22 protein-coding genes and 1 pseudogene are annotated in these 22,589 nt (G+C 69.8%); 15 read left to right on the top strand and 8 right to left on the bottom strand.

Features of this window, described 5'->3' with window-relative positions; genetic code table 11:
* Positions 1-150: 150 nt before the first annotated feature.
* Entirely contained in the window at positions 151-1,428 is a 1,278-nt protein-coding gene (locus ITJ66_RS19105; RefSeq protein WP_079707128.1) for a uracil-xanthine permease family protein, read from the bottom strand.
* 135 nt (positions 1,429-1,563) lie between these two features.
* On the opposite strand from ITJ66_RS19105, the gene ITJ66_RS19110 reads away from it, so the two are divergent.
* From ITJ66_RS19110 to ITJ66_RS19120, 3 genes are all read left to right on the top strand, one after another.
* Complete coding sequence (locus ITJ66_RS19110) at positions 1,564-3,015, top strand: NCS2 family permease (RefSeq protein ID WP_137243259.1); 1,452 nt, start codon at positions 1,564-1,566, stop codon at positions 3,013-3,015.
* Between the two features lie 73 nt (positions 3,016-3,088).
* A complete protein-coding gene (locus tag ITJ66_RS19115) occupies positions 3,089-3,991 on the top strand; it encodes a phosphodiesterase (protein WP_191941368.1) in 903 nt (300 codons plus the stop codon).
* 177 nt (positions 3,992-4,168) lie between these two features.
* The gene (locus tag ITJ66_RS19120) at positions 4,169-5,647 is read left to right on the top strand and encodes an aspartate ammonia-lyase (protein ID WP_086474295.1); all 1,479 of its coding nucleotides are present in this window, start codon (positions 4,169-4,171) and stop codon (positions 5,645-5,647) included.
* A gap of 74 nt (positions 5,648-5,721) precedes the next feature.
* Here ITJ66_RS19120 and ITJ66_RS19125 read toward each other — a convergent pair whose 3' ends face one another.
* Complete coding sequence (locus tag ITJ66_RS19125) at positions 5,722-6,624, bottom strand: fumarylacetoacetate hydrolase family protein (protein WP_370281973.1); 903 nt, start codon at positions 6,622-6,624, stop codon at positions 5,722-5,724.
* A 329-nt stretch (positions 6,625-6,953) separates the two neighbouring features.
* On the opposite strand from ITJ66_RS19125, the gene ITJ66_RS19130 reads away from it, so the two are divergent.
* Together ITJ66_RS19130 and ITJ66_RS19135 are read left to right on the top strand one after the other, a co-directional pair.
* The gene (locus ITJ66_RS19130; RefSeq protein WP_137243256.1) at positions 6,954-7,328 is read left to right on the top strand and encodes an FKBP-type peptidyl-prolyl cis-trans isomerase; all 375 of its coding nucleotides are present in this window, start codon (positions 6,954-6,956) and stop codon (positions 7,326-7,328) included.
* An 88-nt stretch (positions 7,329-7,416) separates the two neighbouring features.
* Positions 7,417-7,947, top strand: a complete 531-nt coding sequence (locus ITJ66_RS19135) for an adenine phosphoribosyltransferase (RefSeq protein ID WP_124769542.1) — start codon at positions 7,417-7,419, stop codon at positions 7,945-7,947.
* 3 nt (positions 7,948-7,950) lie between these two features.
* Here the strand turns inward: ITJ66_RS19135 and ITJ66_RS19140 are convergent, their stop codons facing one another.
* Positions 7,951-9,267: an MFS transporter gene (locus ITJ66_RS19140; RefSeq protein ID WP_194645598.1), complete on the bottom strand. Its 1,317-nt coding sequence runs from the start codon at positions 9,265-9,267 to the stop codon at positions 7,951-7,953.
* A 151-nt stretch (positions 9,268-9,418) separates the two neighbouring features.
* On the opposite strand from ITJ66_RS19140, the gene ITJ66_RS19145 reads away from it, so the two are divergent.
* Both ITJ66_RS19145 and ITJ66_RS19150 read left to right on the top strand, forming a co-directional pair.
* Entirely contained in the window at positions 9,419-9,850 is a 432-nt protein-coding gene (locus ITJ66_RS19145; protein WP_064294478.1) for a pyrimidine dimer DNA glycosylase/endonuclease V, read from the top strand.
* 84 nt (positions 9,851-9,934) lie between these two features.
* Complete coding sequence (locus ITJ66_RS19150; RefSeq protein ID WP_137243255.1) at positions 9,935-10,216, top strand: YdeI/OmpD-associated family protein; 282 nt, start codon at positions 9,935-9,937, stop codon at positions 10,214-10,216.
* Positions 10,217-10,252: 36 nt separating this feature from the next.
* Here ITJ66_RS19150 and ITJ66_RS19155 read toward each other — a convergent pair whose 3' ends face one another.
* On the bottom strand, positions 10,253-10,882 hold the full coding sequence (locus ITJ66_RS19155; protein ID WP_194645600.1) for a hypothetical protein: 630 nt from the start codon (positions 10,880-10,882) through the stop codon (positions 10,253-10,255).
* A 168-nt stretch (positions 10,883-11,050) separates the two neighbouring features.
* On the opposite strand from ITJ66_RS19155, the gene ITJ66_RS19160 reads away from it, so the two are divergent.
* Positions 11,051-12,091, top strand: a complete 1,041-nt coding sequence (locus ITJ66_RS19160) for an LLM class flavin-dependent oxidoreductase (RefSeq protein ID WP_194645602.1) — start codon at positions 11,051-11,053, stop codon at positions 12,089-12,091.
* Positions 12,092-12,124: 33 nt separating this feature from the next.
* On the opposite strand, the gene ITJ66_RS19165 is transcribed toward ITJ66_RS19160, so the two are convergent.
* Together ITJ66_RS19165 and ITJ66_RS19170 are read right to left on the bottom strand one after the other, a co-directional pair.
* A complete protein-coding gene (locus tag ITJ66_RS19165; RefSeq protein WP_064294474.1) occupies positions 12,125-12,397 on the bottom strand; it encodes a protealysin inhibitor emfourin in 273 nt (90 codons plus the stop codon).
* Positions 12,398-12,438: 41 nt separating this feature from the next.
* Positions 12,439-13,548, bottom strand: a complete 1,110-nt coding sequence (locus tag ITJ66_RS19170; RefSeq protein ID WP_228501989.1) for a M4 family metallopeptidase — start codon at positions 13,546-13,548, stop codon at positions 12,439-12,441.
* Positions 13,549-13,699: 151 nt separating this feature from the next.
* On the opposite strand from ITJ66_RS19170, the gene ITJ66_RS19175 reads away from it, so the two are divergent.
* The 5 genes from ITJ66_RS19175 (at position 13,700) to ITJ66_RS19195 (ending at position 18,534) form a co-directional block, all read left to right on the top strand.
* Positions 13,700-14,863 carry an LLM class flavin-dependent oxidoreductase gene (locus ITJ66_RS19175; RefSeq protein WP_079707385.1) on the top strand — a complete coding sequence of 388 codons (1,164 nt, stop codon included), beginning with the start codon at positions 13,700-13,702 and terminating at the stop codon, positions 14,861-14,863.
* Positions 14,860-15,489: an FMN reductase gene (locus ITJ66_RS19180; RefSeq protein ID WP_194645604.1), complete on the top strand. Its 630-nt coding sequence runs from the start codon at positions 14,860-14,862 to the stop codon at positions 15,487-15,489. Before ITJ66_RS19175 ends, ITJ66_RS19180 begins: the two co-directional genes overlap by 4 nt.
* 148 nt (positions 15,490-15,637) lie before the next feature.
* Positions 15,638-16,426, top strand: a complete 789-nt coding sequence (locus tag ITJ66_RS19185; RefSeq protein WP_137243251.1) for a hypothetical protein — start codon at positions 15,638-15,640, stop codon at positions 16,424-16,426.
* A gap of 102 nt (positions 16,427-16,528) precedes the next feature.
* Entirely contained in the window at positions 16,529-16,798 is a 270-nt protein-coding gene (gene rpsO, locus ITJ66_RS19190) for a 30S ribosomal protein S15 (protein WP_056012204.1), read from the top strand.
* 248 nt (positions 16,799-17,046) lie between these two features.
* A complete protein-coding gene (locus ITJ66_RS19195) occupies positions 17,047-18,534 on the top strand; it encodes an amino acid permease (protein WP_071262327.1) in 1,488 nt (495 codons plus the stop codon).
* A gap of 144 nt (positions 18,535-18,678) precedes the next feature.
* Here the strand turns inward: ITJ66_RS19195 and ITJ66_RS19200 are convergent.
* A pseudogene (locus ITJ66_RS19200) lies at positions 18,679-19,164 on the bottom strand (DedA family protein); the annotation flags it as partial.
* Positions 19,165-19,281: 117 nt separating this feature from the next.
* Here ITJ66_RS19200 and ITJ66_RS19205 point away from each other — a divergent pair.
* Positions 19,282-20,202, top strand: coding sequence for an NADP-dependent oxidoreductase (locus tag ITJ66_RS19205; RefSeq protein ID WP_194645605.1), 921 nt, complete (start codon positions 19,282-19,284; stop codon positions 20,200-20,202).
* Here ITJ66_RS19205 and ITJ66_RS19210 read toward each other — a convergent pair.
* Positions 20,192-21,304 carry an acyltransferase family protein gene (locus ITJ66_RS19210; protein ID WP_228501990.1) on the bottom strand — a complete coding sequence of 371 codons (1,113 nt, stop codon included), beginning with the start codon at positions 21,302-21,304 and terminating at the stop codon, positions 20,192-20,194. The two genes, ITJ66_RS19205 and ITJ66_RS19210, sit on opposite strands and share 11 nt — an antisense overlap.
* A gap of 117 nt (positions 21,305-21,421) precedes the next feature.
* Here ITJ66_RS19210 and ITJ66_RS19215 point away from each other — a divergent pair, with 117 nt between their 5' ends.
* Positions 21,422-22,504, top strand: a complete 1,083-nt coding sequence (locus ITJ66_RS19215) for an FUSC family protein (RefSeq protein ID WP_194645607.1) — start codon at positions 21,422-21,424, stop codon at positions 22,502-22,504.
* Positions 22,505-22,589: the final 85 nt, after the last annotated feature.

Below are 22,589 nucleotides of genomic sequence, written 5' to 3' on the forward strand. Positions count from 1 at the left end.
GGGCGCCAGCGCGGTGCGCTGACGCGAACCGCACCTACCCGGCGTGACCGCGCGTCACACACGTGAGCGCGGGGCTCGAGAGACCCGCGCTCACGCGTACGACCCGCGCTGACGCCAGCGCACCGCGCTGACGCACCCGCACCGGACGGGTCAGGCGGTCTTCCGCCAGCGGCCGATGGTCGTCATCACGTGGTAGATGACGATCGCGGCGATCGTGCCGAGCGCGATCCCGTTGAAGCTGACGTCGCCACCCGCCACCCAGGTGAAGTCCGCGATGCCGATGATGAGCGCCGTCGCCGCGGTGAACTGGTTGACGGGCTTCGAGAAGTCGACCTTGTTGTCGAGCCAGATCTTCACGCCGATGATCCCGATGAGTCCGTACAGGGCCGTCGTGACGCCGCCGAGGACGCCCGCCGGGATGGTGTTGATGACCGCACCGACCTTGGGGGAGAGGCCGAGGAGGACCGCGAACAGACCGGCGACCCAGTAGGCCGCCGTGGAGTAGACCCGCGTCGCCGCCATGACGCCGATGTTCTCGCCGTAGGTCGTCGTGCCCGAACCGCCGCCGAAGCCGGCCAGCATCGTCGCCAGGCCGTCGGACAGGAGCGCGCGACCGGTCTGCTTGTTGACCGAGGCGTCGGTCATCTGCGCGACGCCACGGATGTGGCCGACGTTCTCGGCGATGAGGACGAGCACGACGGGGAGGAACGCCGGGAGGACCGCCCAGACCGCCGGGTTCGAGATCGGGTTGTCCGCGAGGTGGAACTCGGGGAGGCCGACCCACGCGGCGTCCGCGATCTTCGAGAAGTCGATCTCCTGACGGATCGCCGCGACGATGTACCCGACCACGACACCGATGACGATCGACAGTCGGCCGAGGATCCCGCGGAAGACGACGGTCGACAGGATGACGGCCGCGAGCGTCACGAGGGCGGTGATCGGAGCCGCCACGAAGTTGTTCTTCGCGGCGGGGGCGAGGTTGAACCCGATGAGCGCGACGATGGCACCGGCGACGACCGGCGGCATGAGCGCATCGATCCACCCGGTGCCCGTGACCTGCACGATGACGCCGACGAGCGCCAGGAGGAGCCCCACCGCGAGGATGCCGAAGAGGGCGCTGCCCATGCCCTGGCTCGCGACCGCGGCGGAGATGGGGGCGATGAAGGCGAACGAGGAGCCGAGGTAGCTCGGCACGCGGTTCTTGGTGATGACGAGGAACAGGATGGTGCCGACGCCCGAGAAGAACAGCGTCGTGGTGGGCGGGAACCCGGTCAGCACGGGGACGAGGAACGTGGCGCCGAACATCGCGACGACGTGCTGCATGCCGAGTCCGATGGTCCGCGGCCAGGTGAGCCGTTCTCCGGGGCCGACGATCGCGTGGGTCGGGACGTGCTTGCCGTCGCCGTGCAGAGTCCAGGGCAGCGCCATGTGAGCTCGATTCCGTGAGGAGGGTGCTGGGTAAGGGGTCCAGCCGATCGTAGCGGCACCCTCGCATCCCGGTCGTCGCGGGGCGGTCCGCCGTGCCGGTACGCTGGTTGCTTCGATGCAGACCCAGGAGGTCCAGTGACCACGACGCCCACCGCTCCGCGCTCGTTCCGAGAGCGTCTCGACGGTTTCTTCGAGATCAGCAAGCGCGGCTCGACCGTCGGAGGCGAGGTGCGCGGCGGCCTCGTGACCTTCGTCGCGATGGCCTACATCGTCATCCTCAACCCGATCATCCTGAGCGGCTCGGCCGACGTCACCGGTGGCGAGCTCGGCTTCGCCCAGGTCGCCGCCGTGACCGCCCTGACCGCCGGCGTCATGACGATCCTCTTCGGTCTCGTGGCGCGGCTGCCGTTCGCCTTCGCGGCCGGCCTCGGCATCAACTCGTTCCTCGCGGTCAGCGTCGTCGGTCAGGTCACCTGGGCCGAGGCGATGGGGCTCGTCGTCATCAACGGGCTGATCATCGTCCTCCTCGCGGCGACCGGACTCCGCGCCATGATCTTCAACGCGGTGCCCATCCAGTTGAAGATCGCGATCACGGTCGGCATCGGCCTCTTCATCGCGTTCATCGGCTTCGTCGACGCCGGCTTCGTCCGCTCGACGGGCGCCGGTTCGCCGCCCGTCGGCCTCGGGATCGAGGGCTCGGTCGCCACCGTGCCGACCGCCGTGTTCGTCATCTCCCTGCTGCTCACGGGGGTGCTCGTCGCACGCAAGATCAAGGGCGCCCTGCTCATCGGCATCGTCGCCTCCACGATCATCGCCATCATCGCCGAGGCCGTCTTCAAGGTCGGCGCCTCCAACGGCGGCGAGAACCCCGGTGGCTGGAACCTCAGCGTCCCGACCCTGCCCACCCAGGTCGTCGGGGTGCCCGACCTCAGCCTGCTCGGCCAGGTGAGCTTCGGCGGCTTCGAGCGCATCGGCGTCCTCGCCGCGCTCATGCTCGTCTTCACCCTCGTGTTCACGAACTTCTTCGACGCCATGGGCACGATGACCGGGCTCTCGAAGGAGGCCGGTGTGGCGGACGCCAAGGGCGACTTCCCGCGACTCCGCTCGGCGCTCATCGTCGAGGGTGTCGGTGCGGTCGCCGGTGGCGCGACCTCGTCCTCCTCCTCGACCGTCTTCATCGAATCCGGTGCGGGCATCGGCGAAGGGGCACGGACCGGCCTCGCGAACCTCGTGACCGGTGCGCTGTTCCTGCTCGCCATGTTCTTCACGCCGCTCACCCAGATCGTGCCCTCCGAGGTCGCCGCCGCCGCGCTCGTCATCGTCGGGACGCTCATGATGTCGCAGATCAAGGACATCGTCTGGACCGAGTTCTCGGTCGCGCTCCCGGTGTTCCTGACGGTCGTCGTCATGCCGCTGACGTACTCGATCGCCAACGGCATCGGCGCCGGCTTCATCGCCTGGGTCGTGCTCCGCTCCCTGTCCGGCAAGGCGCGCGAGATCAGCCCGCTGCTGTGGGTCGTCGCAGCCGGGTTCCTCGTCTTCTTCGCCCGCGGACCCATCGAGCAGCTCCTCGGCGTCGCGTCCTGACCGTCCGCGGTCGGCCGCCCTCGGGTGGTCGACCGCGGCGGAGCACGTCGGCGGTGGCTCGTAGACTCGGAGCATGACTTCCGACGTCCGTTTCGGTCAGTACCCGGCTCCCGACAGGGTCATCGTCCATCTGAGCGACCCGCACCTCCTGGCGGACGGCCGACGCCTCTACGACGCGGTCGACGTGCAGGCCAACCTGGAACAGGCCCTGCGCCAGATCGAGCGCATGCAGCTCCGGCCCGACGCGATGGTGTTCACGGGCGACCTCGCGGACCTCGGAGAGGCCGACGCCTACCGTCGACTCCGGGAGCGGGTCGAGCCCGTCGCCGAGCGACTCGGCACCACCATCGTCTGGCTCATGGGCAACCACGACGAACGGTCGGTCATGCGGACGGAGCTCCTCGACCTGCCGGCAGGGGAGCAGCCGCTCGACGCCGTCTGGGACTTCGGCGGCTTGCGCGTCATCGGCCTCGACTCGACCGTCCCGGGGTGGCACCACGGCGAGCTCGAGGACAGCCAGCTGCAGTGGCTGGAGTCGGTGCTGGCCACGCCGGCGCCGCTCGGCAGCATCCTCGCCATGCACCACCCGCCGGTGCCGTCGAGTATCCCGTTCTTCGACATCCTCGAGCTCCGCGACCAGCACCGGCTCGAGGCCGTGCTGCGCGGGAGCGACGTCCGGGCCATCCTGGGCGGCCATCTGCACTACTCCACCTCGAGCACCTTCGCCGGCATCCCCGTCCAGGTCGCCAGCGCGAGCTGTTACTCGATGAACCTCTCGCTCCCGTCCGTGGAGGTGAACGGGATGTTCGGCGGTCAGTCCTTCAACCTCGTGCACGTCTACGACGACCGCATCACCCACTCCACGGTCCCACTCGGTGACTACACCACCGCCGACACCTTCAGTGCGGCGTTCATCGACCGCATGGCCGCCCTGAGCCCGGCCGAGCGGCTGGAGGCGTTCTCGCGCAAGCGGTGACCCACGGTCGCTGAACCGCAGGCACGGAACCGTCTCGGGTCCAAGACACCGCAGAGGCATCGCGGATCGCACCCGGCTACGCTGGAAGGGACATCCACCCACCAGGCAACGGAGCCACGAGTGACGATCAGCACCACCAGCAGCAGCACCCCCACCACCCTTGGAGCAGACGACGACATGGCGGACAGGACGAACAGCGACGAGACTCGGACGGAGTCGGATTCACTCGGTTCAATGGAGATCCCGGCCGACGCGTACTGGGGCATCCACACGGCACGCGCGCTCGAGAACTTCCCCATCACGAAGCGTCCGATCTCCGTCTACCCCGACCTCGTCGTCGCCATCGCGAGCGTCAAGCAGGCCGCCGCCCGCGCGAACGCCGAGATCGGGGTCCTCGACCCGGCGAAGGCGAACCTCATCGACCGCGCGTGCCAGATCATCATCGACGGTGACTTCCACGAGGAGTTCATCGTGGGTGTGATCCAGGGCGGCGCAGGTACGTCGACGAACATGAACGCGAACGAGGTGATCACGAACATCGCGCTCGAGCTCGCTGGCCACGCCAAGGGCGAATACCAGTTCCTGCACCCGCTCGACGACACCAACCGGTCGCAGTCCACCAACGACGTCTACCCGACCTCGATCAAGATCGCGCTCGCGTTCTCGCTGCAGTTCCTCCTGACGGAGCTCGGCCTGCTGCGCGACTCGTGCAGCGCGAAGTCCGTCGAGTTCTCCCACGTCCTCAAGGTCGGGCGCACGCAGCTCCAGGACGCCGTCCCGATGACCCTCGGGCAGGAGTTCCACGGCTTCGCCACGACGCTGAACGAGGACTACGACCGCCTCCACGAGACCCTCTGGCTGCTCGCCGAGGTCAACCTCGGCGCCACCGCGATCGGGACGGGGATCACCGCCGACCCGCGCTACGCGGAGGCCGTCGTCCGTCACCTCAACCAGATCACGGGCCTCGCGCTCACCACGGCACCCGACCTCATCGAGTCGACGAGCGACGCCGGCGGGTTCATGTCGTTCAGCGGCACCCTGAAGCGGAGTGCCATCAAGCTCTCTAAGATCTGCAACGACCTGCGTCTGCTGTCGAGCGGTCCGCAGGCAGGCCTCGGCGAGATCAACCTGCCGCCCCGACAGGCCGGATCGAGCATCATGCCGGGCAAGGTCAACCCGGTCATCCCGGAGGTCGTGAACCAGGTGGCGTTCAGCGTCGTCGGCGCCGACATGACGGTCACGATGGCGGCCGAGGCCGGGCAGTTGCAGCTCAACGCCTTCGAACCGGTCATCGCCCACTCGCTGCTGCAGAGCATCGTCTGGATGGCACAGGCGTGCAAGACGCTGCGGGTGAACTGCATCGACGGCATCACGGCGAACGAGGAACGGCTCGAGGTGATGGTCGGCGCGTCCGTCGGCGTCATCACCGCCCTGACCCCGTTCATCGGGTATCAGTCGGCTGCGGCGCTCGCGAAGACCGCGCTGCTGACGGGCCGCAACGTCGCGGACCTCGTGGTCGAGGCCAACCTCATGACGCGCGACGAGGTGACGAAGCAGCTCTCGCCCGCACGGCTCTCGGGGATCGAGGCCATCACCTCGGCCATCCCGATCATCGACCTGCCGATCCCGGGCGCGGACTCCGACCCGAGTCGCTGACCGACGCGGCTGTGCACGACGAAGCCGTCCGGACCAGGGTCCGGACGGCTTCGTCGTGTGCTGTGGGGGAGTCGCTACCCGGCGGTGACCGTGCAGTGCGTCGTGAGCGATCCGACGCCTTCGACGGACACGGTGACCGTCGCGCCGTCGGTCAGGAAGACCTGCGGGTCGCGCGAGTATCCCGCGCCGCCCGGGCTGCCCGTCGAGATGAGCGTTCCGGGCAGGAGGGTCGCGGAGCCCGACAAGTGTTCGATGAGCGTCGCGACGCTGCGGACCATGTGACTGGTCGAGGAGTCCTGGAGCGTCACGCCGTCGAGGACGGTCGAGATGTGGAGGTCCTGCGGGTCGGGGATCTCGTCCGCGGTCACGACGACCGGGCCGGTCGGGGTGAACCCGTCGAAGGACTTGCAGCGCGACCACTGCGCCTCGGAGTACTGGATGTTGCGGGCGGTGATGTCGTTGACGACGGTGTACCCGAACACGTACCCGAGGGCGTCGGCCGCATCGACGTCGCGAGCGGCCCGGCCGATGACGACACCGAGCTCCGCCTCGTAGTCCACCTGCTCGCTGATCGCCGCTGGCCAGCTCGTGGTGCCCTCGTGACCGGTGAGCGAGTTCGCCCACAGGCCGAAGATGGTGGGGGCGTTGTCGGTCTTGAGGTTGAGCTCCTGCGAGTGCGCCGAGTAGTTGAGCCCGACCGCGAGGATCGTCGGCGGACGGAGGACCGCGGATGCGTGGACAAGCCCGTCGAGGGGTTCTCCGCTGACACCGTGGGCGAGCGACGTCTCGACGAAGCTCCGTACACGGTCCAGCTCGGCCGGGCCGCGCTCGATGAGCTCCTGGAGGTCGCGCGGGGCGTCCTCGAGGATCTCGTCGAGGAACACCGCCCCGGTGTCGCTGATGACGGCGAGTCGGACCCGCGGCTCTGCGGGGGTACTCGGCTGGTGGTCTGTGGCGACGAAATGGGCGAACTTCACCCGTCTACGGTATCGCAGGCGCGTCGGGCGCGGGCGTTGTGGACATAGCGGTCCGAGCTGCGGGTGCCCGGACACGATGGAACGGGATGCGAGGCGGATCCTCGGGCGACGGCCCCGGACAGACTCATCGCCCGGTGCTGCGGCAATGCCTGCGAGTCGCCCGGGCGATGAGTTGGTCTGTCCCTCCAGCATGCACCCGGGGGCCACGGCCCGCAACCCCCAAGTACCGGGTGCGGCGCCACGACCACGCCACCAGGGGCCGGCCCGGGACGTCACGCGCTCAGCGAAATCCGCATGAACCGATCGGGCGGAACTGCTTGGATGGAGTCATGACCGATTCAGCACGCACCAAGCCCGAGGTCGACGCCCCCACGGGCCCGGCCCCCACCGAACTCGTCATCGAGGACATCTTCCTCGGCGAGGGCGACGAGGCCCAGGCCTCCTCGACCGTCGACGTCCACTACCTCGGCGTCGGCTACGACTCCGGCGAGGAGTTCGACTCCTCCTGGAGCCGCGGGCAGTCCATCAACTTCCCGCTGCGCAACCTCATCCAGGGCTGGCAGCACGGCATCCCCGGCATGAAGGTCGGCGGTCGCCGCAAGCTCACGGTCCCGCCGGAGCTCGCCTACGGCCCGGCCGGCGGTGGCCACCAGCTCTCCGGCCAGACGCTCGTCTTCGTGATCGACCTCCTGGGCGTCAAGTAACCATCCGCAGGTCACCCCTCGTCTCTCTCGACCGACGTGTCGCGGAGGCGAGGGGTGTCGCATGTCTCCCAGACCGAACGAGGACCACATGACCACCGCAACCCAGTACGTCGACCGCCTGACGGCGACCATTCCGGACTTCCCGACGCCCGGCATCCTGTTCCGCGACCTGACCCCGGTCTTCGCCGACGCCGACGCCTTCCGCGCGATCATCGACGAGCTGGCGGCGCGCTTCGAGGGTCGCTTCGACGCCGTCGCCGGTGTCGAAGCCCGTGGGTTCCTGCTCGCCGCGGCCGTCGCGTACGCGACCCACACGCGACTGGTCCCCATCCGCAAGGCGGGCAAGCTGCCGGGTGAGGTGCTCCGCGAGGACTACGGACTCGAGTACGGTGCCGCCGCCCTGGAACTGCGCACTGAGCAGCTACCGGCCGGGACGCGCGTGCTCATCCTCGACGACGTGCTAGCGACGGGCGGCAGCTGCGGTGCGGCGGTCAACCTCATCGAGCGCGCCGGATACGAGGTGGCAGGGCTCGGGCTGGTGCTCGAGCTCGAGGGACTGCCCGGCCGAGCCTCGCTCAGCGGTCGCGACGTCTTCTCGATCGCCACGGCTCCCGCCTAGACGCTACGGCGTCGGCGTCCGGGCGTCGTAGCGGCGGAAGGCCCCCTGGACGCGGACGAGCGTCCAGACGAGGACGACGACCAGGAGTCCGCCGGCGAGCGCCGGTACCCAGAGCGCGAAGGCCGAAGCCGCGAGGCCGATGTAGAGGTCGCCGACGCGGGGTCCACCGGTCACGACGACGGTGAAGACGCCCTGCAACCGGCCCCGCACGGCATCGGGCACGGCCGCCTGGAGGATCGTCATCCGGAAGATCGAACTGATGTTGTCGGCCGCTCCGGCGACGGCGAGGGCGATCGCCGCGATCACGATGGCGGGGAGGTTCGCGTCGGCGGCATCGTGCGTCGCCGTTCCGGAGAACGTGACCCACGAGAGGACCGCGCCGAAGCAGGCGATGGCGAGCCCGTAGACGATGATGGCCCGCTCGATGGCGCGGCCCTGGCGGTCGATCCGGCCGAGTCGTCCGGAGACGAGGCTCGACAGCAGGGTGCCGACCGCGCCGGCCGCGGTCAGGACCCCGACGGTGATCGCGCCGCCGCCGAGCAACAGGGTGCCGACGGCGGGGTAGAGCACCCGCGGGTTGCCGAACGTCATCGCGACGATGTCGACGATGAACGTCATCCGGACGTTGGGGGCCGTCCGGAGGAAGGTCCAGCCGTCGACCAGGCTCGCGAGGCCCGGGAGCCGGCTGACGCCGCCTTCGGGCAGGATCTTCGGCAGCGACGCGATCCCGAGGAAGGCGGCGACGAACAGCACGACGTCGATCGTGTAGGTCCAGCGGAATCCGACGCCGGCCACGAGGACGCCGGCGAGTGCTGGTCCGACCGTCACCATGACCCCCGCGGCGATGCCGGACAACGCCGCGGCGGACGGCAGGAGGCGGGCCGGCAGCAGTCGGGGGAGGATCGCCTGCCGCGTCGTCCCGACGACGGTCGTCGACACGGCGTTGATCGTCGTGAGGAGGTACAGGGGCCAGACCAGCTCCGAACCGCTCCAGGCGAGCACCGCGATGATCGCCGTGGACACCCACGTGACCACGGCGGCCGTCAGGGCGACCGTGCGTCGGTCGAACGCGTCCGCGAGCATGCCCCCGTAGAGCCCGAAGCAGATCATCGGGATGAGGGCGATGACGCCCACGAGCGAGACCGCGAACGTCGACGCGGTGAGGTCGTAGACCTGGAGGCCGACGGCGACGATGGTCATCTGGCCGCCGATCCCGGTGATCGCCCCGCCGATCCACAGGCGGGCGAAGGCGGGACTCTCCCGGAGTGGACTCAGATCGACGAGGAGCCCGCGCCGGCCGGATCCGGGTGCAGCGCTCACCGGGGCATCGGGTGACGGGATGTGGCGCGCTCAGACATGCACCTCAGCCTACGCGCGTCGCGGCAGGGCTCCGCGGCGAGGGTCATGCGCTGCGGCGAGGGGCAGGGGCTGCCCGGAGTCGGTTGTCAGCGCGCTCGGGCAGGATGGAGACATGCGTCTCTGGTCGATCCATCCCCGGTACTTCGACGCCCAGGCGCTGACGTCGTCCTGGCGTGAAGGGCTGATCGCCCAACGGGTCCTGCAGGAGCCAGGATCGAGCCTCCGTGCACACCCGCAGCTCCAGCGCTTCCTCGAGGCCGACGAACCGTTGGAGGCGATCGCGGCCTATCTCAACGGTGTCGCCGACGAGGCGCAGGAGCGCGACATCGTCTTCGATCGCGCGCGGGTCGTCGCCTCCGGCGTCCTCCGGGACCCTCTCGTCGTGACCGACGGCCAGCTCGACTACGAATGGGGCAACCTGCGGCGGCACCTGCTCGGACGCAGCCCGGACGTCGCGTCGCGATGGGCGAAGGTCTGGCGACCGCAGCCGCACCCGGTGTTCGTCGTCGTCGGCGGTGGCGTCGCCTCGTGGGAACTCGCCTGAGGTCCTGACGGCCCGAAGACCCGGCCGAGGTCGGTCAGGACCGAGCTGCTCGACGGTTGCCGCCTGACCCACTACCGTTGCGGCATGGGCAGACACGCTGATGTGGGAGCCGCGCCGCTCTCGGCGACCGGCACGGTGGTGCGGCTGCGGCCGGACCTCGAGGAGGCGATCGACGACGCCGGTCGACTGTCGTTCTTCCGCGGCCTGCCGAACAGCGCACAGCGGGAACTCGCGACGTGGGTGGAGCGATCCGACGACGCGCACCGGGATGCACGGATCGAAGCGGTCATCGAGTTGCTCGCCCAACGGGCCGTGGAGCTCCGGACGGCCGCTCCGGCGCGAACCGCGGGTGGTCAGCGGCGCTGACGGACGCATGGCGCCGCGCCCGGGCGTCGGCAGGGCTCAGAACCCGAAGTCACCGCCACCACCGAAGTCACCGCCACCACCGAAGTCGCCGAATCCACCGTCACCCCAGCCACCGCCGTCGGCGGAGACGTCTGTCGCCGCGCCGTCTCCCGCCCCGGCCTCGGCACCGCTCTGATCGGCGCCACCGGCGTCGGCTGCGGGATCGGTCCCGACGGTGTCCGGGATGAACGCCTGCGCGATGGCCGAACCGACCACGACACCGGCGATGGTGCCGAGCATGGAGCTCGCCAGCATGCCGCCGAAGCCCATCCCGCCGCCCTGCGGACCGAGGTTGCGCTCGAGGGTCCCGGGCTGCCGCACCTCGGCCCGGGTGGCCGAACGCGCGAGGGCCTTGGGGGAGTCGTCTGCCGGTGCCTCACCGGTTGGAGCGTCCTCGGACAACTGTCGGTACAGGATGCCCCGCTGCTCGGGGGTGAGCTTCGTGAAGGCCTCTTCGTGGACCTGTTCGATGGTCTCCGGCGGCGCGGTCCGCAGGAGGTAGCGGTAGCGTTCGACGGCGATCTCGTCCTCCGTCCGCGCGCGGGCCGGAGCCGGGCTCCCGCCGGCCGTCGCCTGGACAGCTCCATCGGACTCTGGGCGTCCGAGCAGTCGATCGAGGAATCCCATGCTGTGCTCCTTCACGGTCGCGGGCGTCCAGCGTACGCGTCAGGTGTGGCATCTGGCTTGGATCGCCCTGGGAATCCACTGCGGTCGCCGAGGCGGAATATGTCGGGCCGTCCGAGCGCTGCACCCTGATGCGTCTGTCGCCGTTCGGCAGCGCGACGAAAGGTGACCATGCGACTCTCGATACTGGATCTCATCCCCGTCCGCACCGACCAGGACACCGCGGCTGCCCTCGCAGCGACGATCGCCCTGGCGAAGCGCGCCGACGAGCTGGGGTATCACCGGTATTGGGTGGCCGAGCACCACAACATGCCGTCCGTCGCATCGACGAACCCCGCGGTCGTCATCGGCATCCTGGCCGCCGCCACGCAGCGGATCCGGGTCGGCTCCGGCGGCGTGATGCTCCCGAACCACGCGCCGCTCGTCGTCGCCGAGCAGTTCGCGCTCCTCGAAGCGTCCGCGCCCGGCCGCATCGACCTCGGCCTCGGCCGGGCACCGGGCAGCGACCCGGTCATCTCCGCCGTGCTCCGCCAGTCGGGCAACACGAGCGACGTCGACCGGTTCCCGAACAACGTGCAGGACATCGTCGCCCTCCTCGGCGTCGACGGTGCGAGCGTGCGGATGACCTCCGGCGAGGAGTACGCCCTGCGGGGAACGCCGAAGGCCGGCAGTGTGCCGGACGTGTGGTTGCTCGGTTCGAGCGACTACTCGGCGGCGCTCGCCGCAGCACTCGGACTGCCCTACGTCTTCGCGCACCACTTCTCCGGCCAGGGGACGGCTCGGGCCCTCGAGCTCTACCGGTCGAGTTTCCAGCCGTCCGCACATCTCGACGCGCCTCGCACCTTCCTGACCGCGAACGCAGTGGTCGCCGACACGGCCGCCGAGGCGGAAGCGTTGGCGCTCCCCAACCTGCAGCAGATGGCGAGACTGCGTTCCGGCAAGCCGCTCGGACCCATCGCGACCGTCGAAGAGGCCGCCGCGACCGAGCAGAGCGATCTCGAGCTCGGTTTCGTCGAGCAGATGCGCGCTGCCTGGATCATCGGCGACGCCGACCAGGCTGCGGCGGAGCTGCAGGGTCTCGCCGACCGCTTCGGTGTCGACGAGGTCATGGTGTCGCCCGTCGGGTCTGCACGGGAGGGCACGCCGTCGAAATCGGCGCCCGCACGTGAGCGGACGATCGAACTGCTGGCGGAGCGCTTCCCGCAGCACTGACGCCGTCGGCGTCACCCGACTGGCGAGGAATCGTCAGTCGCGTGGCGGCTGGACGGCGCGCACCCGTTCGACGAGTTCCTGCCAGGGACCGGTGAGCTGCTGCTCGCCGAGGGTGGCCTCCTTAGGCGCACATCTGATGCGGTAGACGTACCGATCCGGGACCGGTGGTCCTTGTGGGGTGTCGTCCCACGGGAGGCGGTCGAGCAGGACGATCCACCGGTCGACGTCGGGCTGCTCGTCGACGACGACCTCCCAGCGTCGGGTGAGACCGGCTACACCGCCGCTCCTCGTCACCGTGACCTTCATGCCGCGATGCTACTCCGCGAGCCCGGGCGCTGCCACGACGCTCACGCGGACGGCTCGATGCCGACGAGCGCCCACGCCTGCCCGACCGCGGTGTGCTCCTCCGAGTCCACACCGAACCTGGCGGCGGCCGCAGCGATCGTCGCCGCGGCGAAGGTCGCGAAGTCGGCGCGCTCCGACAGGCCGCCGATGAGGGTGTCGTACCAGATGAGCCCCGCACGCTCCCAGGCGTTGCCGCCGAGGGCGACGGCGAGCGTCGCGAACGCCCGGTTGGGGATGCCGGAGTTGAGGTGGACGCCTCCGTTGTCGTCGGTCGTCTCGATGTAGTCGTCGAAATGCGCCGGCTGCGGGTCCTTCCCGAGGACGTCGTCGTCGTAGGCCGTGCCCGGGGCGAGCATGGAACGCAGTGCGTTGCCCTCGACCTCGTCCGTGAAGAGCCCTTCGCCGATGAGCCAGGACGCCGATGCCGCGTCCTCGCCGCGCGCATGCTGTTCGACGAGGGCGCCGAAGACGTCGGACACGTGTTCGTTGAGCGCTCCAGGCTGCCCCTCGTAGACGAGGTTCGCCGTGTACTGCGTCACGCCGTGGGCCAGCTCGTGGCCGATGACGCTCAGGGAGCTCGTGAAGCTGCGGAAGACCTCGCCGTCGCCGTCGCCGAAGACCATCTGTTCGCCGTTCCAGAACGCGTTGTCGTAGTCGTCGCCGTAGTGCACCGTGGCGAGCAACGGCAGCCCGCGGCCGTCGATGGAGTCGCGTGCGAACGCCTCGGCGAAGAGGGCGTGGGTGTCGCCGAGGCCGTCGTAAGCGGCGGAGACCGCGGCGTCGGTGGTGGCGGGCTCACCCTCCGAGCGGACGAGCGTGCCCGGGAGGGTCTCGGTCCGCCGGGCGTCGTGGATGCTGCGTTCCGGGGTGCCGACCGGACGCTTGCCGGCCGTGGCGCTGCGCACGGGATCAGCGGCCCGCTCCGACCCTGGCTCGGGGAAGCGGTATGGTCGCGTGGCGAGCAGCGAGTACCGTGCGGCACTGGCGGCGCGTGCCAGCTGCGGAGCGTCGAGTTCGGCGATGCGCTCGAGCAACCAGGGCGGGACGATGCCGCACACGTGCCGCGGGGCCGGTGTCGGCATGCTGGACGAAGGGTTCGGTGAGCCGTTCATGCGGTGATCCTGCCATAGCCGGCCGACACGGCGTACGGCTCGCGCGGCGCGCTGTGGACAGGATGCCGAACGGGCCGGGAATAGCGCGGGTGTGAACGCCGTTGTCCTGGATATCCATGCAAACGCATGAAAGAAGGAGTGGGAGCGCATGATGCAATTCGGAATCTTCACGGTGGGGGATGTCACCACCGACCCGACCACCGGGATCACGCCCACCGAGCACGAGCGCATCGAGGCGATGGTCGCGATCGCCGTGAAGGCGGAGGAGGTCGGTCTCGACGTCTTCGCGACCGGCGAGCACCACAACCCGCCCTTCGTCCCGTCGAGCCCCACGACCATGCTCGGCTACATCGCGGCGAAGACCACGGACCTCATCCTCTCGACGAGCACGACGCTCATCACCACGAACGACCCGGTGAAGATCGCCGAGGACTACGCCATGCTGCAGCACCTGGCCGGCGGCCGGGTCGACCTCATCATGGGCCGTGGCAACACGGGGCCCGTCTACCCCTGGTTCGGCAAGGACATCCGCGAGGGCATCAACCTCGCCATCGAGAACTATGCGTTGCTCCACCGCCTCTGGCGAGAGGACTACGTCGACTGGCAGGGCCAGTTCCGCACCCCGCTGCAGGGCTTCCAGTCCACACCGCGACCGCTCGACGGCGTGCCGCCCTTCGTGTGGCACGGCTCCATCCGGAGCCCCGAGATCGCCGAGCAGGCGGCCTACTACGGCGACGGCTTCTTCGCGAACAACATCTTCTGGCCGAAGGAGCACTACATGCGCCTCATCCAGCTGTACCGTCAGCGGTTCGAGCACTACGGGCACGGCACGGCCGCGCAGGCGATCGTCGGACTCGGCGGTCAGGCGTTCATGGCGAAGAACTCGCAGGACGCCGTCGCCCAGTTCCGGCCGTACTTCGACAACGCCCCCGTGTACGGTCACGGGCCGACGCTCGAGGACTTCACCGAGCAGACGCCGCTCACCGTCGGCAGCCCGCAGCAGGTCATCGACCGGTACGCCGGGATGCGCGAGACCTTCGGCGACTACCAGCGTCAGCTGTTCCTCATGGATCACGCCGGGCTCCCGCTCGCGACGGTGCTCGACCAGCTCGAGATCCTCGGCGGCGAGGTCGTGCCGGTGCTGCGCAAGGAGTTCGCGAAGGACCGTCCGGCCGACGTGCCGGAGGCGCCGACGCACGCGTCGATGGTCGCGGCCGCTGAGGCGGAACTCGCTTCGCGCTCCGGTGCGGTCGAGACGAGCCGGGTCGCATCCGGTTCGGCGTTCGGCGCGGCGGCGGTCGGGGCGACCCGATGACCGCGAAGCGCACGCTCGCCGTCGTCTCGGCCGGCCTCAGTCAACCGTCGTCCACACGCCTCCTCGCCGACCGCCTCCGCGACGCCACCGTGGCGCGCCTCGAGCAGGACGGGTACACGGTCGAGACGACGTCGATCGAGCTGCGCGACTTGGCGCAGGACATCACGAACAACCTGCTGACCGGGTTCCCCAGTCCACGGTTGTCCGAGGCGATCGAAGCCATGACCGCCGCCGATGGCGTGATCGCGGTGACGCCGATCTTCTCCTCCAGCTACTCCGGCTTGTTCAAGTCGTTCTTCGACGTGGTGGAGCCGACCGCCTTGACCGGGGTGCCCGTCGTCCTCGGTGCGACGGGTGGGTCGGCCAGACACTCCCTCGCCCTCGAATACGCCGTGCGTCCATTGTTCGCCTACCTGCGGGCGGTGACCGTGCCGACCGCCGTGTTCGCGGCCTCCGAGGACTGGGGGTCGGGCGACGCGCAGGTCGGTGCCCTGCCGGCGCGGATCGACCGTGCGGCCGGTGAGTTGAGCGCACTCGTGGCGGCCTCGGATCGTTCCGGGCGCCTGGACGACCCGTTCGCCCTCGATCGCCCGTTCTCCGAGCTGCTCGGCGGTCTCGGGGCCTGATCGGACGACTGCGTCCGACCACCCCGATGCGGGCGGGGACCGCCCGGTGCGGTCCCCGCCTCCGTCGTTCCCAGGCTCGGCGCCGCGGTCTTTGGGATACTGGTGGCGTGCGTCGCCGTCCGGCGTCGCCGGAGGGAATGGTGACCAGGTGATCCCCGGAGCGCGTCGACTCGGTTCGCTGCTGCAGCGTGCCGCTCGTACCGCGGCGCTCGCCGTGGTGGCGGTGTCGATCGGCGCCGGATCCCTCGTCCTGCCCCTCGCCGCATCCGCTCCCGCGTCGGCCGCCGGCACTGGCACGATCGAGAGCCCGACCGACGGCGACACCGTCTACCGCGTCGACTACACCCTGGACGGTGAGCAGGTGAGCGGATTCGACGTCACCGGCACCGCCGATGCAGGTGCCGACGTCGTGCTGTCCTACTGGCGCTCGATCGACCTCTACGACTCGGCGAAGGCCTGCTTCAGCAGCTCCACGGCCGATGACGCGTCGTGCGACCTGCAATCCACCGGCGGGACGGGGGCGACCGAGTTCCGCTTCGACGGCCAGCCGATCGAGATCGGGAGCGACGGCGGATGGTCCACCAGGATCAACATGACCCAGTGGCTTCGCGGCGCGGACGCGGGGGAGTACGACATCACCCTCGCTCTCGTGTCGACGAACGCCGACGGCGGGGCCACGCTCGGCGACCCGGTCCGACTCGTCTACGACTCCACGACGACCGCGGAGGCGGCGGAGGCGGCGGCCGAGCCCGCGCCGAACGCCGGTGCCGGACCGCCGCTCTGGGTCTGGTTGCTCCTCGCCTTCCTGGTCCTGGACCTCATCGCGCTCGTCCTCATCCTCGTGCTGCGTCGCCGACGCCGGGTCGCCGCCACCGAGGCGGAGGAGCGGGCGAACGCGAAGCGGCGCTCGACGCACCGCGAACCTCCCACGCTCTGAACCTGCTAGAATCACAAGGTTGCCGTCGAACGGCCGCGGATCAAGAGAGCCCACGCATCAGGCGACGGGCACCGCGCAACGAACAGAGAGGGGATCACCACTATGGCGCTTGAAGGAGACCGTAAGAAGGCGATCATCGAAGAGTACGCAACCCACCCAGGTGACACCGGATCCCCCGAGGTCCAGGTGGCGGTCATGACCCGCCGCATCAAGGACCTCACCGAGCACCTCAAGGAGCACAAGCACGACCACCACTCGCGTCGTGGCCTGCTGCTCCTGGTCGGACAGCGTCGCCGCCTCCTCGGCTACCTCCAGGCCGTCGACATCGAGCGCTACCGCTCGCTGATCGAGCGCCTCGGACTCCGCCGCTAGGCAGCACTCTGAACCCTCCGCCAGCTCACGAGACCCACGGTCCCTGAGCCTGTCGAAGGGCGCTGACACCGCGAGCTTCTTCGTGACGGGCCGTCATCCTCCGGGATGGCGGCCCGTTCGTGTTCGATCAGGAACCCTGCAGCCGGAGAACATCACGTCTGCGACTCGACCTCAGCCTGCTCATCTGGCAAGGTCGAGAGTCGGCTTCGAGCGAGGCCACGAGGTATCGCACCACGGCAAGGAGCACCATGAGCATCTGGCGGACGAAGAGCATCGAGGACTCCCTCGCGGATTCCAGCGTCGAAGGGCGCAGCCTGAAGCGCACCCTCGGCACCTGGGACCTCATGATCATGGGTGTCGCGGTCGCGGTCGGCGCCGGCATCTTCTCCGTCGGAGCCAAGGCCGCGGGCAACTACGCGGGTCCGTCCGTGTCGCTCGCGTTCATCCTCGCGGCCGTCACCTGTGCCCTGGCCATCATGTGTTACGCGGAGTTCGCCTCCACGGTGCCCGTCGCCGGCTCCGCCTACACCTTCACCTACGCCACCCTCGGTGAGCTCCTCGCGTGGATCATCGGGTGGGACCTCATCCTGGAGATGCTCACGGCGGCCGCCGTCATCGCCAAGTACTGGGGCATCTACCTCAGCAACGTCTTCCTGCTCTGGGGCTGGGACGTGCCGAGCGAGCTCGACGTCTTCGGGCTCAAGGTCAGCTGGGGCGCGTTCGTCATCGTCGCGATCTTCACCACCCTGCTCGTCCTCGGGACGAAGCTGTCCTCGCGTGTCGCGAGCGTCTTCACGATCATCAAGGTCGCGATCGTCATCTTCGTCATCGTCGTCGGCGCCTTCTTCGTCAAGGCCGCGAACTACACGCCGTTCATCCCCGACGAGGTCCCGACGAAGGGCGGGGCGTCCGACGCCTGGTCGCAGTCGCTGTTCTCCTTCATGACGGGGGCCGCGCCCGCGCAGTACGGCGTCTTCGGTCTGCTCGCCGGTGCCTCACTCGTCTTCTTCGCCTTCATCGGGTTCGACGTCGTCGCCACGAGCGCGGAAGAGGTCAAGAACCCGCAGCGCAACCTGCCACGCGGCATCTTCGGTGGCCTCGCCATCGTGACCGTCCTCTACGTCGGCGTGAGCCTCGTCCTCACCGGCATGGTGCCGTACACGACGCTCGCCGAGGCTGAGGACCCCTCACTCGCGACGGCGTTCATCGCGGTCGGCGCGGACTGGGCGGCGCAGGTGATCTCGATCGGCATCCTCGCCGGCCTGACGACCGTCATCATGGTGCTCCTGCTCGGCCTCGCCCGCGTGGTCTTCGCCATGAGCCGCGACGGCCTGCTCCCGCGCTCACTCAGTGTCACCTCCGAGAAGCGCAAGACACCCGTGCGGGTGCAGCTCATCGTCGGCGCGCTCGTCGCGCTGATCGCCGGCCTGACCGACGTGGGCATCCTCGAGGAGATGATCAACATCGGCACGCTCTCCGCGTTCGTGCTCGTCAGCATCGCCGTTATCGTCCTGCGGAAGAAGTACCCGAAGCTGCCACGCGCGTTCCGCGTCCCGTGGTCGCCGTTCCTCCCGATCCTCTCAGCGGTGCTCTGCGTCTGGCTCATGCTCAACCTGACGACGCTCACCTGGGTGCGGTTCCTCGTCTGGCTGGCGCTCGGCTTCATCATCTACTTCGCCTACAGCCGGCGGCACTCCATCGTCGGCAAGAAGGCGCGGGGCGAGCTCGTCGAGTGAGGCCTGCGTCCGTCGCCGTCGTGCGGCCAGGGCCGCGCTGATCCGGTCGACGGTCACGCCCAGGCCGACGGCGACGACGATCGAGACGGCGGTCGCGAGTACCGGCTGATCCGGGAGGAACCGGCCGACGACGGCTCCGACGCCCACGTTCCACAGTGCCCAGGCGAGCCCTGCGAGGACGGTGATCGGAAGGTACCGACGGGGGCGGAGGCCACTCGCCCCGGCGACGAGGTTGACCGCGATGCGCGCGAACGGGATGTAGCGCGCGGTGAGGATGGCTGCAGCGGCGCGGCGCTCGAGTGCGACGCCCGCGCGTCTGATCGCGCCGGCGACCCGCGGGCGCCGCATCCAGGCGAAGCGCGTGGTCCCGATCCGTCGTCCGAGGAGGTAGCAGGACACGTCGCCGGTCACGGCGCCCGCCCAGGCCACGCCGATGAGGAGGGCGAGGTCCGGCGAGCCGCTCGACGCCGAGATCGCCCCGAGCGCCGTCACTGCGGTCTCGCTCGGCAGGACGACCAGGAACGCGTCGGCGACCGTCAGCAGGTACAGCGCCGGGAACACCCAGCCCGACGCGGCGATCTCGAGCAACCACGCCGTGATCGCCGTCTGCAGCTCATCGACCCATGCCATGTCCGCGATTCTCGCTCGGCCGGGTGAACGGCGCGTGACGTCCCCTGCGGCCAGGGTGGTCCTCGCCCGGGAAGCGTGTGAGCATGGAGGTCGGCGGAAGCCGGCAGAGGAGGCATCATGGCGAGGTTCGTGCGGTTCGACCGGTTCGGTGGCCCCGAGGTGTTCCACCTCGTCGAGGGCGACATCCCGGTGCCCGGCCACGACGAGGTCCGCGTCCGTGTCCTCGTCGCAGGCCTCAACCCCGTCGACCACAAGCTCGCGGTATCACCCGAAGCGCTCGCCTCCTTCGGCCGAGGCGTCCCGAGCGGGAACGGCAACGACTTCGCCGGGGTGGTGGACGGCGTGGGGAGCGGCGTCCAGGGATTCGCGACGGGCGACCACGTCTACGGTGGACACCGGTTCCACGCGCAGGCGGATTTCCTCATCGCCCCGGCCTGCATCCTCCATCACGTGCCGGACGGGCTCACCATCGAGCAGGCCGGCGCGCTGGACATCGCGGGACGCGCGGCGATCGCATCGGTGGCCGCCGTCGGCGTCCAGCAGCCGGACACGGTGCTCGTGAGTGCTGCGGCCGGCGGGGTCGGCGTGCTCGCGGCGCAGCTCGCCAGACGGACCGGCGCGGTCGTGCTCGGCACCGCCGGTGCGGCCAACCAGGAGTTCCTCCGCGGTCTCGGCATCGTCCCCGTCCAGTACGGCGACGGGCTGCGCGAGCGTGTCCTCGAGGCGGCCCCTGGCGGGATCACCGCCGTCATCGACACCCACGGTCGGCCCACCCTCGAGCTGGCGCGCGACCTCGGCGTTGCGCCGGAGCGGGTCAACACGATCGCGGACCGACCCTTCGCCGCCGAGCACGGGTTCCGGGGCGTCGGCGGACAGGACGCGACGCTCGACGAGCTGGCAGCGCTCGGCGAGTCGATCGCGCGGGGTGAGATCGTCCTCCCGATCGACAGCGTGTGGCCCATCGAGCGGGTCGTCGACGCCTACCGTCACCTCATCGACGGTCACGTCCGCGGGAAGGTCGTCCTCGTCACCTCGTGACGTCGCGGCGGGACCCGGTCGGGTCGCTCCGAGGGGGCTCCGGGTCGAAGGCCCGCTTGCGACTGAAGATGAACGCCGCGCGGGGTTCGATGAGCGGTCTCGTGATGCGGCGCACGGGTCCGCTGGAGAGCACGATGACGATCAGGACCGACAGCGCCAGCAGGCCGATGAGGACGAGCTCGGGGCTGCCCGTGTCGGTGAGGACGCCCGACTCACGCAGGGGGTAGAGCACGAAGGAGTGCAGCAGGTAGACGTACATCGTCGACTGTCCGTACCGGGTGATCCACGACTGGCCGCGGGGGACGAGCACGAAGAACGCCGCGGTGAGGACGACGGCCAGCAGGATCGCCGCGAGTCGCACCAGGCCGCCCGTCCCGTCCTCGTTGCCGAGCGCGGTGTAGCCCCGGTCGTAGAAGAACCAGTAGCGCAGGTCGATGCGCCGCCACAGGTCGATCCCGCCGACGAGGACGACCGCCCAAGCGATGAGGACGACGGCGGCGGCGATCCGGATCCACCAGGCCCTCGTGCGGACGAGGCGCCAGCGGTCCACGAGCCGCCACCGGTTGATCTGCCACCCGAGCACGAAGAACGGGAGGATCCCGAGTGCGCGCGAGAGCGAGAACGTGCTGTCGACGTTGTCCAGGTAACCGACGCCGATCGAGATCACCACGCTCCAGAGTAATGGCCAGCGCAGGAGCGCGAGATAGGGCAGGACGAGGCGGAAGATGCCGAGCGCGAGGAGGAACCAGAGGGTCCACGACGGTTGGGTCGGGTTGAACGCGCGTTTGCCCTCGACGAGGAACTGCACGAGGGACCAGATCCCCTCCATGATCAGGTAGGGCAGGAGGATGTCCGTGATCACCCGGCGCATCTGTCGTCGTCCGGGAGGGGCCGACTTCGAGAAGTACCCGCTGATGATGGCGAACGCCGGCATGTGGAAGGCGTAGAGGAACAGGTACACGACGAGCGCGGGGTCGGACTCGGAGGTGAGGCGCTGGATCGCGTGGCCCATGACCACGAGCGTGATGCACGCGAAACGGGCGTTGTCCCAGAACGGGACGCGCTGCTTCGGGCGAGCGGCTGCCGGCGCGGGATGCGTCAACGTCACCTCCTGGGGTCCGCACCAGCGTAGCCCGGGAGGCCCCGCGCGACGGCGGGGCCCGGGCGCCGGGCTCAGGATGGCGTAGCGTTGGATGGTTGCACGAGAGCGGAGGACCGGATGGCTGAACGCGGTCTGAAGACCTCGCTGATCAGCTTCGCGCCGTCGCCGAAACGTTGGCCCGCCGCGCTGACCGCGGCCATCGCGATGGCCGTGCCGGTCGCGGTCGCGACGTTCTTCGGACTCACGCCGCTCGGCCTGCTCACCGGCCTCGGGGCGTTCACCGCGCTCTACTGCGCGCCGCTCAGCCGCCGGGACCGTCTGCGGGTGCTGCCGCTCATCGGAGCAGGACTCGTCACTGCCGCGGCGCTGGGTGTCGCGATGTCGGGTTCTCGGCCGCTGACCGCGATCGGCCTCATCGTCGTCGGGTCGGTGGTGATCTGGCTGGTGCAGGGCATCGTCCTCGGCCCTCCGGGCGCGCTGTTCTTCATCCTCGTGTTCGGCATCGCCGGCCACCTGACCGCGCCCGTCCCGATCGGCGGCGCCGGGCTCGACGGCGGACTGGTCATCCTGCTCGTGGCGGCCGGTTCCGCCTTCGCCTCGCTGGTGGTCGTCGCGCCGTTGCTCGTGCCGGCCGTCCGCCGCAGCGCGGGGAAGCCGACGCCGATGCGCGTGCTGTTCCCCGAGTACCGGCTGAGCGCGACCGACCGCCGGATCGCGACACGCCTCACGGTCGCGCTCGCGATCAGTGCGGTCCTCGGAGCGGTCCTCGGCCTCGGTCACGGGTACTGGATCGCCGGGTCCGCCGTCGCGATCCTCAGCGTCGGGCACTCGCGCACCCTGAGCGCGACACGCGGCGTGCACCGCGTGCTCGGGACGGTCGTCGGCGCCGGGATCTTCCTCGCCGTGGCCTCGCTCCAGCCGCACGGCTACATCCTCGCGCTCGTGCTGGCCGCCCTGCAGTTCACGATCGAGCTCGTCGTCATCCGGCACTACGCGTTGGCGCTCGTCTTCATCACGCCGCTCGTGCTCATCATCAGCACGTCCTCGTCGACGCAGCCGGTGCTCGCGATCGTGGGGGAGCGCGTGCTCGACACCCTCCTCGGAGCGGCCGTCGCGATGCTCCTCCTGCTCGTGTCGTGGGGACACGACCGCCGGCGCGCGGCGTCTTCGGACGCCCCTGGCACCCCGCCCATCACCTGAGGATCCGTGTCGTTCCGGGGATCGCCGAACCCCCCTCTGCTAGGCTGACCGACGGCGGACCGTGAAGGTCCGCTCCGCGCACAGC

The sequence above is a fragment of the Plantibacter sp. VKM Ac-2885 genome (assembly GCF_015351205.1).
Classification (GTDB): domain Bacteria; phylum Actinomycetota; class Actinomycetes; order Actinomycetales; family Microbacteriaceae; genus Plantibacter; species Plantibacter auratus.